The sequence below is a fragment of the Pseudomonas sp. P106(2024) genome, assembly GCF_057480815.1.
Window position 1 is genome coordinate 441,055 of record NZ_JBLIYU010000001.1, and the last position, 11,938, is coordinate 452,992.

Genomic DNA, 11,938 nt, shown 5'->3' on the forward strand with positions numbered 1-11,938 from the left:
GGCTTTTTTGCGTTCAGCCACTCAGATAGGGCGGCTGCCGTACTTGTTGTCCGGCTTCTTGGGCGGATCGGCGACCACGTTGGCCTCCACTTCCTGCACCTTGCCACCGCGCGACAGGAACTCTTCCATCGCCTTGGCCAGCGCATCGCGCTCTTTCTGCTTGGCTTCCATGCTCGGCATCTCGTCTACCGAGACCGCCGCCTTGGACTTGCCCTTGGCCGCAGGAGCCGGGCTGCTGTCATCGTCGCCGGCGTCTTCCGCGCCGTCGTCAGCGGCCGCTTCAAGGCCGTCATCAGCCTCGTCTTCGTCGCCTACTTCGAGGTCATCATTTTCCAGATCGTCGTCGCTCATGTTCTACCTCATGACTTGCGAAAAGCAGGTTAGTTATAGACCGGTGCAGCCGTAGACCGGCAGCCACCAGTGAAAATTCAACTGGCCGTGGATTGGCCACTGCCCTGGGTGTCCACCCCCTCATGGGGGGCCCGGCACCCTGCAGGCCCTGCTCCTGGCAAGGCCTGACAAAATTGTTTGAGCCCTTGCTGGCCACAGGCTATTGGCAAGCCTAGCAAAGGGTAGCGAAGTGTGTGGACTACTCGTCCAGCTTCCTTCGGCGCGCATTCTAGCGCGCTCGCAGAAAAAGCAAAGCACCAGAAACACCCGATGGCTTGTAAGTTTTAACCCCGGGTCGCGATCAGCGCAGGGAAACCGTTTGCCCCAGGCCAAACGGTAAATTACAGGCAAAAAAATGCCCGGCGAACCGGGCAAGTTTTCCAGCATCGCGGTTACAGGTTGTAGCCGCGCTCGTTGTGTTGAGCCAGGTCGAGACCGACCGACTCTTCTTCTTCGCTGACCCGCAGGCCCATCACCAGGTCGAGGACCTTGAGGATCACGTAGGTGACGATGGCGGTGTAGACCACGGTGAAGATCACGCCCTTGGCCTGGATCCAGAACTGCGCGGCGATGTCGGTGACCGCGCCGAAGCCGCCCAGGGCAGGTGCCGCGAACACGCCGGTGAGCAGTGCACCGATGATGCCGCCGATGCCGTGCACGCCGAAGGCGTCCAGGGAGTCGTCATAGCCCAGCTTGCGCTTGAGGCTGGTGGCGCAGAAGTAGCAGACCACGCCGGACACCAGGCCGATCACCAGGGCGCCCATCGGCCCGACAGTGCCGGCGGCCGGGGTGATGGCGACCAGGCCGGCGACCACGCCCGAGGCAATGCCCAGTGCGCTTGGCTTGCCGTGGAAGATCCACTCGGCGAACATCCAGCCCAGGGCGGCGGCGGCGGTGGCGATCTGGGTCACCAGCATGGCCATGCCGGCGGTACCGTTGGCCGCGGCGGCGGAACCTGCGTTGAAGCCGAACCAGCCGATCCACAGCATGGCCGCGCCCATCAGGGTGTAGCCCAGGTTGTGGGGGGCCATCGGCGTGGTCGGGTAGCCCTTGCGCTTGCCCAGCACCAGGCAGCAGACCAGGCCGGCGATACCGGCGTTGATGTGCACCACGGTGCCGCCGGCGAAGTCCAGCACGCCCCAGTCCCACATCAGCGCGCCGTCACCGCTCCAGACCATGTGCGCGATCGGCGCATAGACCAGGGTGAACCACACGCCCATGAAGATCAGCATTGCCGAGAACTTCATGCGCTCGGCGAAGGCACCGACGATCAGCGCCGGGGTGATGATGGCGAAGGTCATCTGGAAGGTGATGAACACCGCCTCGGGGAACAGCGCGGTGGCCGAGGTCAGGCCCGACGGCGTGACGCCGTTGAGGAAGGCCTTGGAGAAGCCACCGATGAAGGAATTGAAGTTGAGCACGCCCTTTTCCATACCAGCGGTATCGAAAGCCAGGCTGTAGCCGTAGATGACCCACAGGATGCTGATCAACCCGGTGATGGCGAAACACTGCATCATCACCGACAGCACGTTCTTCGAGCGCACCATGCCGCCGTAGAACAGGGCCAGGCCCGGGATGGTCATGAACAGGACCAGTGCCGTCGAGGTGAGCATCCAGGCGGTGTCGCCGGAGTTCAGCACGGGGGCGGCAGTTTCCTCGGCCAGGGCCAGCCCTGGCATTACGAGGGACAATAGGGCTCCTAGCCCTGCGATCTTGCGCAGAGTCATGTTGTTTTCTCCTGGGGCGTTGGGTTTGGTGAGGCTTGGTTTGGCGCTTAGATCGCGTCGGTATCGGTCTCGCCGGTACGGATGCGGATCGCCTGCTCCAGATTGACCACGAAGATCTTGCCGTCGCCGATCTTGCCGGTGTTGGCCGCCTTGGTGATGGCTTCGATCACCCGATCGAGGTCCTTGTCGTCGATGGCGACATCGATCTTCACCTTGGGCAGGAAATCGACCACATATTCAGCGCCGCGATACAGCTCGGTGTGACCCTTCTGCCGGCCAAAGCCTTTGACTTCGGTCACGGTGATGCCCTGCACGCCGATTTCCGACAGCGACTCGCGCACGTCGTCCAGCTTGAACGGCTTGATGATGGCAGTGACTAGCTTCATGAAACTCTCTCCCGATTTGGTGGACTTGCCCCAGGAAAACAAACCCGTCTCAAGTCTAAGCGCAGCGCCTGGCTTTGTAACGCGTCGTCGGCTCCATCCTCCCCGCCGACGCACGATCCGGCTGTGACGAAGAACCTTCCGGCTCCGCCTGCGCACTGCCTGGTCACAAGGGACTGCATCAGTGCATGGCTCGCTCAGGTCTTTGCAGAAACCTTGCCAGTTAGCGTAAGTCACGGGAAAACAGGTAGTTGCGTGAACCGGCAGGGATTGGCCAATCGCCAGCAAGGAAAAAGCGCACAAAATCGGTGCGCGACCTTTGGCCGCCCTGCGCGAAAAGCGTGCAGCGCAAGTGGCCCGGAGCCCCGTGCTACACTGCTGCCCTTTCAGTGATCAGCGGATACCAGACATGCTCGCGCCCAAAGCCTTCCTCGATGCCCTGAGCGACCAGGCCTCGCGCCTGTTCAGCGGTGACACCGCCGCGCCCCGCGCCGAACTGGAAAGCCAGTTCAAGGTGCTGATGCAGGGTGCCTTCAGCAAGCTCGACCTGGTCAGCCGCGAGGAGTTCGACAGCCAGATGGTGGTGCTGGCCCGCACCCGCGCCCGCCTGGAGGCCCTGGAAAAGCAGGTTGCCGGGCTGGAAGCACGGATGGCGCCGCCCGCCGCAGACTAACAATCGATACAGGGAGTGTTAGCCATGAAAGTCAGTGCCCGGAATGTCTTTGAAGGTTCGGTCAGCGACATCAAGCCAGGCGCGGTGAATGCCGAGGTCGAACTGACCCTGGGCGGCGGCGAGAAGCTGGTCGCGGTGGTCACCATGGCCAGCCTGCACAACCTCAACATCAACGTCGGCAAGCAGGCCGTGGCGCTGGTCAAGGCCTCGCACATCATCCTGGGCGCCAAGCCTTGATCGAATGCCCGCTTCTGCCTTGACCAGGCAGGAGCGGGCTTGCCCTGCGATAACACTTGCGCAGAGGTATTGCATTAATTCCCCGCCCAGCAGATGAAACATATTTAAGTTACGCCTTCCCGGTTGACTTCCCCGCTATGCTTTGCATAAAGTTCACCCGCCCCGAAAAGCGGGCCTTTATTTCAACTCACGAAGAATTCAATGGACACAGTATCTAGTCGCTGTCTGGCAGCCTTTGGCCGCCAGGCACTTGAACCGGAACTCCGGGCCCGCCCCTAGGTCGGGCAAGCCGCGCCAGAGCCTGCTGCTCCGCCGTAGCTTGCCGCCCTGGGTGCCCGCCCGGTCGGAGGCAAGCTCATGAACCTCGATATCGCCACCCCTCGCCTGCGCACCTGTGCGCACAAGGCCCCGCACCGTCCTGTCCTCGGCTGGGGCCTGTCCTCGTCCCTGGAACCGCCCAGTCGATAGCGCGCCCGTTACTGCCTTCAGTGACGCGCGCGATGCTGTCCGTTCGCTGAACTGACGCCATATAAATCGTCAGAAACGTCCGAACTTTAAATAATTAAAGTTTGTTGGCGTTCTATTGCCCGCCATTTAGCAAAGGAATTAACCGACCATGGAATCAGCCAGTCGAAAGTTCGCTGCCGATCTAATTTCCGGCATTCGCCAGCGAACAGGTAAACGTCGGAAAAACCACGTTTTTCATTGTTTGAATCATTGCGACACGGGACACGTTCACTCACCTTCCCTACCGTGAGTCGACTGTGTGTCGTGCCGCCTCCTGCGGCAGGAGCACAGCCAAATGACCGTAAAAGACCGCAACACCCGCAGCAAAGCCGGCGACGATGCCCGCCTGTCGATGCGCGCCGCCCGCGAGGCACGCAACGGCCTGGCCGTGACCCTGGCCAGCCTCGACGCCAGCGAGCTGGGCCTGACCGAGCACGAAGCCGCCAAGCGCCTGCAGCGCGACGGCGCCAACCAGGTTGCCCATGACAAGCCGCAACCGGCCCTGGTGCAACTGCTCAAGGCCCTGCACAACCCCTTCATCTACGTGCTGCTCACCCTCGCCGGCATCAGCTTCGTCACCGACTACTGGCTGCCGGTACGCGCAGGCGACCTGGAAGAAGCGGACCTGACCAAGGTCATCATCATCATGACCATGGTCAGCCTCAGCAGCCTGCTGCGCTTCTGGCAGGAGTACCGCTCGGGCAAGGCCGCCGATGCGCTCAAGGCCATGGTCCGCACCACCGCCACCGTGCTGCGCCGCGAGCGCCACGACCAGCCGGCGCGCCTGCGCGAAGTGCCGATGAACGAACTGGTGGCCGGCGATATCGTGCAACTGGCCGCCGGCGACATGATCCCCGCCGATATCCGCCTGATCGAGTCCCGCGACCTGTTCATCAGCCAGGCCGTGCTGACTGGCGAAGCGCTGCCGGTGGAGAAGTACGACACCCTCGGTCACGTCGCGCAGAAGTCCGCAGCCGACAACGCCAACGATGAAAGCGGCCTGCTGGATCTGCCCAACATCGGCTTCATGGGCACCAACGTGGTCAGCGGCCGCGCCCGCGCCGTGGTGGTGGCCACCGGCAAGCGCACCTACTTCGGTTCGCTGGCCAAGGCCATCGTCGGCTCGCGCAGCCAGACCGCCTTCGACCGCGGGGTGAACAGCGTCAGCCGCCTGTTGATCCGCTTCATGCTGGTGATGGTGCCAGTGGTGTTCATGCTCAACGGCGTGGTCAAGGGCGACTGGAGCGACGCCTTCCTGTTCGCCCTGGCCGTGGCCGTGGGCCTGACCCCGGAAATGCTGCCGATGATCGTCAGCGCCAACCTGGCCAAGGGCGCCGTGGCCATGGCCCGGCGCAAGGTGGTGGTCAAGCGCCTGAACGCCATCCAGAACTTCGGTTCGATGGACGTGCTGTGCACCGACAAGACCGGCACCCTGACCCAGGACCGCATCATCCTCGAGCACCACGTCGACCCCAGCGGCCACAAGGACCCGCGCCTGCTGGAACTGGCCTGGCTCAACAGCCACCACCAGAGCGGCGTGAAGAACCTGATGGACCAGGCCGTGCTGCGTTTTGCCGGCGCAGACCAGGGTTTCCAACCACCCTATGCCTACGCCAAGGTCGACGAGCTGCCCTTCGACTTCATCCGCCGGCGCCTGTCGGTTATCGTCCAGGATGCCCTGGGCGATCATTTGCTGGTGAGCAAGGGCGCCGTCGAGGAAATGCTGGCCATCGCCACCCATGTGGAAGAAGCCGGCCAGCGGGTCGCCCTGGACGCCGGGCGACGCCAGCAGCTGCTGGCCACCGCGAGCGCCTACAACCAGGACGGTTTTCGCGTGCTGCTGGTCGGCACCCGCGACATTCCGGCCGCCGCCGGCAAGCCCCAGTACCACACCGATGACGAGCGCGAGCTGGTGATACGCGGCTTCCTGACCTTCCTCGATCCGCCCAAGGAAACCGCCGGCCCGGCCATCGCTGCCCTGCGCGAGATGGGGGTGAAGGTCAAGGTGCTGACCGGCGACAACCCGGTGGTCACCTGCAAGGTCTGCCGCGAAGTGGGCCTGGAACCCGGCCAGCCGCTGCTCGGCCAGGACATCGAGCGCCTGGACGACACCCAGCTCAAGGCGCTGGTCGAAGAGCGCACGGTGTTCGCCAAGCTCACTCCGTTGCAGAAATCGCGGGTGCTCAAGGCGCTGCAGGCCAACGGCCACACCGTGGGCTTCCTAGGCGACGGCATCAACGACGCCCCGGCGCTGCGCGATGCCGACGTGGGCATCTCGGTGGACAGCGGCACCGACATTGCCAAGGAGTCGGCCGACATCATCCTTCTGGAAAAGAGCCTGATGGTGCTGGAAGAAGGCGTGCTCAAGGGCCGCGAAACCTTCGGCAACATCATGAAGTACCTGTGCATGACCGCCAGCTCCAACTTCGGCAACGTGTTCTCGGTGCTGGTGGCCAGCGCGTTCATCCCGTTCATGCCGATGCTGGCGATCCACCTGCTGCTGCAGAACCTGATGTACGACTTCTCCCAGCTATCGCTACCGTGGGATCGCATGGACAAGGAATTCCTGCGTGAGCCACGCAAGTGGGATGCCCGTAACATCGGTCGTTTCATGCTGTGGATCGGCCCCACTTCGTCGATTTTCGACATCACCACCTTTGCCCTGATGTGGTACGTGTTCGCCGCCAACAGCGTGGAAATGCAGGCGCTGTTCCAGTCCGGCTGGTTCATCGAGGGGTTGCTGTCGCAAACGCTGGTGGTGCACATGCTGCGCACCCGCAAGGTGCCGTTCTTCCAGAGCACCGCGGCGCTGCCGGTGATCCTGGCCACCGGCCTGGTCATGTGCCTGGGCATCTACATCCCGTTCTCGCCGCTGGGGGCGATGGTCGGGCTGGTGCCACTGCCGTGGGAATACTTCCCGTGGCTGGCCGCCACCCTGCTGGGCTACTGCCTGGTTGCCCAGGGCATGAAGACCCTGTACATCCGCCGCTTCGGCCAGTGGTTCTGAGGGGGTGAGCATGCGCGTACTGATCTGCGCAGGGCGCAACTACGCCGACAGCCAACGCTGCCGCCAGGCGCTGGACACCCTCCAGCGCCAGCAACCGATCCGGGTGCTGATCCACGGCGGCAGCCAGCACCTGGGTGGCGAGATCGAAGGCTGGGCCCGCGAGCAGGGCGCCGACATCGTGCGCTACCCGCCCAATTGGCAGCTGCACGGCAAGCTGGCCGAGCGCCTGCGCAACGTCTTCATGCTGCGGGATAGCCGGCCCGACGTGGTGCTGGCGCTGCCGGGCGGTGACGATACCGAGGAGCTGCTGGCACGGGCGCGGGGTTCGGGGATTCCGGTGATCTGCGGCAGGCAGCCTCGGGCGGCAGGCGCCCACAGTACTGAGTGCCAGGCCGGACAAAACTCGACGCACTCTTCTCGTCCACCTGCCCAGGAGCACCACTAAGCTTTGCCAGGCCGCAGGCTGCGGCTTTCACGCGAACCTGGAGTGCCAACCCCAACCGAAACTCCCGTCGCGCAACCCGGCGGGAGGCCTCCAGTGCTCAAGATCCAGACCACCGAACAATTCCGGGCCGACTTTCGGTTGCAACTAAGCAGGGGCCCAGACCTTGCCGCCTTCAAGGATGTTGTCCGCCACCTGGAAAAGCAGCTCCCGCTGCCGCCCAGGCATTGTGATGGTCAGCTGGTAGGGGCGCCCGGTCGCTGGTGCTGCCTCGTCAGTTACGACTGGTGGTTAATCTACCAATGCGACATCAGAGCCGGCGCCATCACCTTGGAACAGACAGGCCCACACAGCTACCTGTTCGAATAGACCCTTGGCTCAAATACCCAGGTCCTTGAACAACGCCTCGGCGTTGTCATGCGTCTGCACGGTACGCTCACGGTCTTGGGCTTCCATTACCTGGCGGGCTCGCTCGTTTAGCGACAAAGCCTTCACTTCGAACGGCAGCGTTTTGGTCTGTACGACCTGGACCAGCATCATGCGGATGGCCTGGGAAACGGTGATGCCCATTTCCTCCAGGATTCTTGTCGCATTGGTCTTCAGTTCGCTATCGATGCGCGTGCGAACGACTTCGGTATGGGCCATGAGATCCCCCTTAAAGCACTTTGTAGCTACATTGTGATCACATTTTAGACCTTAGCCTCGCCCTGTCCAGATACAACAGTCAGAAAGGCGGGCTGACCGGAAAAACCTCGACGCACTCTTCTCGTCCACCTGCCCAAGCGCACCACTAAGCTTTGCCAAGCCGCAGGACGCGGCCATCACCTGCAAACACGGAGTGCCCATGTCCCTCGCCCTCGTCCACAGCCGCGCCCAGGTGGGTGTGCAGGCCCCCGCCGTCAGCGTCGAAACCCACCTGGCCAACGGCCTGCCCACGCTTACCCTGGTCGGCCTGCCGGAAACCACGGTCAAGGAGAGCAAGGACCGGGTACGCAGCGCCATCGTCAACTCCGGCCTGGACTACCCGGCCCGGCGCATCACCCAGAGCCTCGCCCCCGCCGACCTGCCCAAGGACGGTGGCCGCTACGACCTGGCCATCGCCCTGGGCATCCTCGCCGCCAATGGCCAGGTGCCGGTGGCCACCCTCGACGATATCGAATGCCTGGGTGAGCTGGCCCTGTCGGGCGCCTTGCGCCCGGTACAGGGCGTGCTGCCTGCGGCATTGGCGGCCCGGGATGCGGGTCGGGCGCTGGTGGTGCCACGGGAGAATGCCGAGGAGGCCAGCCTGGCCAGCGGCCTGGTGGTGTATGCGATGGGGCACCTGCGCGAGCTGGTGGCCCACCTGAACGGCCAGCCCGCGCTGTCTCCCTACGCGGCCAATGGCCTGCTGCTGGAGCAACGCCCCTATCCGGACCTCAGCGAAGTCCAGGGCCAGATCGCGGCCAAGCGCGCCCTGCTGGTCGCCGCGGCCGGTGCGCACAACCTGTTGTTCACAGGTCCCCCGGGCACTGGCAAGACCTTGCTTGCCAGTCGTCTGCCCGGGCTGCTGCCGCCGCTGGACGAGCGCGAGGCACTGGAGGTGGCGGCGATCCGCTCGGTCAGCGGCCACGCCCCGCTCGATAGCTGGCCACAGCGGCCGTTCCGCCATCCGCACCATTCGGCCTCAGGTCCGGCGCTGGTCGGCGGCGGCTGTAGGTTTTCGAATTAAATGCGATTTTTTCGAAATAGGTGCGACTGAGATCGGCAGCTTGCGGAGGTAAATGCTCCAACGTGCAGGGAGTAAGCTCGCAGTACCTTGACAACCTATATCTCGGTGACTGAGCGGAGTGGATTCTCATCACCGTGCAACAGATGGGCAACTTCCGTCATGCCAGCCACGTGGCGTCGGTGCCATGGACATGATGTACCAGACCCGATTTAGCGTCGGCACCGATATGCCCCTTCATGCCGAAGAAGTACTGGTTCCCTTCTTCGTCTGGTGCATTTCCGGGTCTCGTTTGCCTTCCTTGTTCTTGGTCAACCTGTGTGTGGATGATCGTGGCATCGACAATCGTGTCCTGGCGCAGCGACAAGCCTTTGTCTTGCAGATACGCATTGATGGTTCCAGGATACCTGCCACCAACTGGTGTTTCTCCATCAGGTGCCGGAAATTCATGATCGTCGTGTCTTCGGGGGGCGGGGCGCTGAGCGTCAGTCGAGCGAACTGGCGAATCGAGGTGATCTCGTACAACGCTTCTTCCATGGCCGGTCACTCAGTGAAAACCAGTATTGCAGCAGACGAATGCGCAGCATGGTTTCCAATGGATAGGGTCTGCGACCGCCACCTACCTTTGGGTAATGCGGCTCGATCAACGCGACCAGGTCGCGCCATGGCACGACCTGGTCAATCTCGGCCAGGAAAAGCTCACGACGGGTTTGCTTGCGCTTACCGGCGTATTCAAAATCGGAAAAGCTCACCTGACGCATGGGGTGAAGGCTTGCTCAGGCGTGGGAACTGGGCGGAGGGCTATTCCAGCACAGGTCAGACGATCTGTGCTGACTTGATCGGAAAATCCCTAAGCACTGCACAAGCATCAATATGCTTGACAGGCGATTTCAGACCGCGCTATAAATCACAAAAGCTGTAATTTTTAAGTGATAATGTAAGGCACTCGAAAGAGTAGTAATGCTCATTGACTCGGAAGTTGATGATGAGGTCCTGAAAGCTTCGCGCTTTCAGTAGTGCAAAGGTTGCGGTTATTCCTCTAACTTTTTTTGGCCTTACATATGCTATATAAAAATTTATTGGTGATTGGTGGCTCAAGTGAAATTGGGGCCGCCATAATTCGGCGCGCCGAAATTAACAACCACCAAGTCTTCAGCACCCAACGATCTGTCGACAGTTCTGGGTTGCTCATGGATGTAACGTCGAATGAAAGCGTAACGTCCGCAATAAATCAGGCGATTGCCAATTTTGGCACTATCGATGCAGTTATTTATGCTCCCGCACTTTCTATCGACGGTCTGATCCACACATTGAGCGACGAGGCATGGTCAAAGACATTTGACGTTAACCTCTTCGGCGCCGCACGCGTGGTCCGCCATCTACTTCCTCACTTCATCAAAGCACGCAAAGGCGTCTTCCTGTTCGTGTCCTCTACCGCAGCTGTACGCGGTGCCACGGGGGCTGCGCCTTACTCTTGCTCCAAGGCAGCTCTGAACGCACTAGCGTTAAACATTGCGCACGACTACGGCCGATTCAATATCCGCGCCTATACGGTCATGCCCGGTTATGTCGACGGAGGAATGCTGGCTCACCTGCCTGACGAAAAGAAGGCCGTACTGGCCAGGGAAGCATCACTTAAGCGCTTAGCCACCCCTGATGAAGTTGCTCACTTCTGCATTGCAACACTCGACTCGACCTATCTTACAGGCACGGCACTCGCGCTCGATGGTGGTTTGACCAACTGATACTGATCAATCCCCCCATTGGAACCTCTCATACAAGGAAGGTATGACGTAATGACGACTTTGGGAACAGCCTCTGCTAAACCGCAGGAAACAGCACTAGCCAACGCTAGGTCCGCGGCAAATCAACTTTACCGCGAACGGATCGCTTCACGAGATGATCCCTCGACTCTTCCATGGCTGAACCAGCTGCTCAAGCACGGAATACTGGAGCTGAATCACATCGAAAACCCGATGTACCTGACGCTGCTGGACGGAAAAATGTCATCCAGTGCCTTAGGATCCTTTCTGCGCACCTATTACTGGGGCTCCAGCCAAGGCTTTAACAAGAAGGTACTACCGGCCGCATTGAAAGCTCACACAAACGAAAGCTGGCGCGCCTACATAAAGAGCATCATTCGCGAAGAAAACACACCGAGCTGCCACTCGACAATGCTTAGTAAATTCATCCAGAACCTTGGCTTTGACGTCGGTAAACGACCGCTCACCGCACAACGCTTTGTTGACAAGTTGATAACAGGCTACAGCGAGACCTTGGGATTCGCACTTGGCTATGCACTGGGCGTCGAGACTGAGGCTGATTTCCAGATTGCAGTTATCCATAGAGCACTGACAGAGCAGTTCTCCAACATTATCATCTGCGATGAGTTTTTTACCATTCACATGGATGAAAGTGGCGAAGAAGCACATGCCAAAGCAACATGTGAGTCTATCGAAAAACTTATCGTCGAGGGCACTATCGACGCGAGCCAAGTAAAAGATGGATTTAATTCCGCAATCGCCGACACGGGGGAATTTGTCTGCGACATTTACACGGAAATTGAGTCTTCACTTTCATATCCACAGCCGTCCAACCCATATAAAACAAAAGAGTCCAGCTATGTCTATTGATATCCGCTTTTCAGAAATCTTGAGAACCGCCGCCGAACTCGACTCCAACTATCCAATCAACGCCTCGCAAGAACTGCAAGCATTGGGAATCGATTCGTTGAAGTTGATCGATGTCGTGATGTCAGTAGAGCGAGAGTTCGGTACTGAGCTGGACGAGGACGCATTGGTGCGTGCCCGCACCGTTGGAGAGCTCTGGCACGAAATCGAGATTGCCAAAGCTTGATTCATTAGCCG

13 protein-coding genes and 2 pseudogenes are annotated in these 11,938 nt (G+C 60.7%); 9 read left to right on the forward strand and 6 right to left on the reverse strand.

Going from position 1 to position 11,938, the window contains the following annotated elements; genetic code table 11:
- Window positions 1-21 precede the first annotated feature (21 nt).
- The 3 genes from sutA to glnK all read right to left on the reverse strand — a co-directional run bounded on the left by sutA (window position 22) and on the right by glnK (window position 2,503).
- Window positions 22-351, reverse strand: coding sequence for a transcriptional regulator SutA (sutA, locus tag AC25M7_RS02000; protein ID WP_023632536.1), 330 nt, complete (start codon window positions 349-351; stop codon window positions 22-24).
- A 431-nt stretch (window positions 352-782) separates the two neighbouring features.
- Window positions 783-2,117: an ammonium transporter gene (locus AC25M7_RS02005; RefSeq protein WP_028688622.1), complete on the reverse strand. Its 1,335-nt coding sequence runs from the start codon at window positions 2,115-2,117 to the stop codon at window positions 783-785.
- Window positions 2,118-2,164: 47 nt separating this feature from the next.
- The gene (gene glnK, locus AC25M7_RS02010; RefSeq protein WP_002555808.1) at window positions 2,165-2,503 is read right to left on the reverse strand and encodes a P-II family nitrogen regulator; all 339 of its coding nucleotides are present in this window, start codon (window positions 2,501-2,503) and stop codon (window positions 2,165-2,167) included.
- 406 nt (window positions 2,504-2,909) lie between these two features.
- Here glnK and AC25M7_RS02015 point away from each other — a divergent pair, with 406 nt between their 5' ends.
- From AC25M7_RS02015 to AC25M7_RS02035, 5 genes and pseudogenes are all read left to right on the forward strand, one after another.
- A complete protein-coding gene (locus AC25M7_RS02015; RefSeq protein WP_307943623.1) occupies window positions 2,910-3,173 on the forward strand; it encodes an accessory factor UbiK family protein in 264 nt (87 codons plus the stop codon).
- A gap of 24 nt (window positions 3,174-3,197) precedes the next feature.
- Window positions 3,198-3,395, forward strand: a pseudogene (locus AC25M7_RS02020) (TOBE domain-containing protein); the annotation flags it as partial.
- An 817-nt stretch (window positions 3,396-4,212) separates the two neighbouring features.
- Window positions 4,213-6,924 carry a magnesium-translocating P-type ATPase gene (gene mgtA, locus AC25M7_RS02025; protein ID WP_486970673.1) on the forward strand — a complete coding sequence of 904 codons (2,712 nt, stop codon included), beginning with the start codon at window positions 4,213-4,215 and terminating at the stop codon, window positions 6,922-6,924.
- Between the two features lie 10 nt (window positions 6,925-6,934).
- A complete protein-coding gene (locus tag AC25M7_RS02030; protein WP_486970674.1) occupies window positions 6,935-7,369 on the forward strand; it encodes a DUF2493 domain-containing protein in 435 nt (144 codons plus the stop codon).
- Window positions 7,370-7,462: 93 nt separating this feature from the next.
- Window positions 7,463-7,735, forward strand: coding sequence for a type II toxin-antitoxin system RelE/ParE family toxin (locus AC25M7_RS02035; protein WP_486970675.1), 273 nt, complete (start codon window positions 7,463-7,465; stop codon window positions 7,733-7,735).
- A 9-nt stretch (window positions 7,736-7,744) separates the two neighbouring features.
- Here AC25M7_RS02035 and AC25M7_RS02040 read toward each other — a convergent pair whose 3' ends face one another.
- Window positions 7,745-8,011, reverse strand: coding sequence for a type II toxin-antitoxin system RelB/DinJ family antitoxin (locus tag AC25M7_RS02040; protein WP_236247723.1), 267 nt, complete (start codon window positions 8,009-8,011; stop codon window positions 7,745-7,747).
- 199 nt (window positions 8,012-8,210) lie between these two features.
- On the opposite strand from AC25M7_RS02040, the pseudogene AC25M7_RS02045 reads away from it, so the two are divergent.
- Window positions 8,211-9,062: pseudogene (locus tag AC25M7_RS02045) on the forward strand (YifB family Mg chelatase-like AAA ATPase); the annotation flags it as partial.
- A 169-nt stretch (window positions 9,063-9,231) separates the two neighbouring features.
- Here the strand turns inward: AC25M7_RS02045 and AC25M7_RS02050 are convergent.
- Both AC25M7_RS02050 and AC25M7_RS02055 read right to left on the reverse strand, forming a co-directional pair.
- Entirely contained in the window at window positions 9,232-9,438 is a 207-nt protein-coding gene (locus AC25M7_RS02050) for a transposase (protein WP_486970676.1), read from the reverse strand.
- A gap of 118 nt (window positions 9,439-9,556) precedes the next feature.
- On the reverse strand, window positions 9,557-9,832 hold the full coding sequence (locus tag AC25M7_RS02055; RefSeq protein WP_486970677.1) for a transposase: 276 nt from the start codon (window positions 9,830-9,832) through the stop codon (window positions 9,557-9,559).
- 300 nt (window positions 9,833-10,132) lie between these two features.
- On the opposite strand from AC25M7_RS02055, the gene AC25M7_RS02060 reads away from it, so the two are divergent.
- From AC25M7_RS02060 to AC25M7_RS02070, 3 genes are read left to right on the forward strand one after another with little or no spacing between them, the layout of a single operon-like run.
- Window positions 10,133-10,816 (forward strand): SDR family NAD(P)-dependent oxidoreductase, encoded by a 684-nt coding sequence (locus AC25M7_RS02060; RefSeq protein WP_486970678.1) that lies wholly within the window; start codon window positions 10,133-10,135, stop codon window positions 10,814-10,816.
- 51 nt (window positions 10,817-10,867) lie between these two features.
- Window positions 10,868-11,704 (forward strand): hypothetical protein, encoded by an 837-nt coding sequence (locus tag AC25M7_RS02065; protein ID WP_486970679.1) that lies wholly within the window; start codon window positions 10,868-10,870, stop codon window positions 11,702-11,704.
- Entirely contained in the window at window positions 11,694-11,927 is a 234-nt protein-coding gene (locus AC25M7_RS02070) for an acyl carrier protein (protein WP_486970680.1), read from the forward strand. The genes AC25M7_RS02065 and AC25M7_RS02070 overlap by 11 nt, the downstream gene beginning before the upstream one ends.
- Window positions 11,928-11,938: the final 11 nt, after the last annotated feature.

Coding starts and splice junctions, on each gene's coding strand:
- AC25M7_RS02030 (WP_486970674.1), top strand. CDS start 6,935: ATGCGCGTACTGATCTGCGCAGGGCGCAACTACGCCGACAGCCAACGC.
- AC25M7_RS02015 (WP_307943623.1), top strand. CDS start 2,910: ATGCTCGCGCCCAAAGCCTTCCTCGATGCCCTGAGCGACCAGGCCTCG.
- glnK (WP_002555808.1), bottom strand. CDS start 2,503: ATGAAGCTAGTCACTGCCATCATCAAGCCGTTCAAGCTGGACGACGTG.
- mgtA (WP_486970673.1), top strand. CDS start 4,213: ATGACCGTAAAAGACCGCAACACCCGCAGCAAAGCCGGCGACGATGCC.
- AC25M7_RS02055 (WP_486970677.1), bottom strand. CDS start 9,832: ATGCGTCAGGTGAGCTTTTCCGATTTTGAATACGCCGGTAAGCGCAAG.
- AC25M7_RS02005 (WP_028688622.1), bottom strand. CDS start 2,117: ATGACTCTGCGCAAGATCGCAGGGCTAGGAGCCCTATTGTCCCTCGTA.
- AC25M7_RS02060 (WP_486970678.1), top strand. CDS start 10,133: ATGCTATATAAAAATTTATTGGTGATTGGTGGCTCAAGTGAAATTGGG.
- AC25M7_RS02040 (WP_236247723.1), bottom strand. CDS start 8,011: ATGGCCCATACCGAAGTCGTTCGCACGCGCATCGATAGCGAACTGAAG.
- AC25M7_RS02065 (WP_486970679.1), top strand. CDS start 10,868: ATGACGACTTTGGGAACAGCCTCTGCTAAACCGCAGGAAACAGCACTA.
- sutA (WP_023632536.1), bottom strand. CDS start 351: ATGAGCGACGACGATCTGGAAAATGATGACCTCGAAGTAGGCGACGAA.
- AC25M7_RS02070 (WP_486970680.1), top strand. CDS start 11,694: ATGTCTATTGATATCCGCTTTTCAGAAATCTTGAGAACCGCCGCCGAA.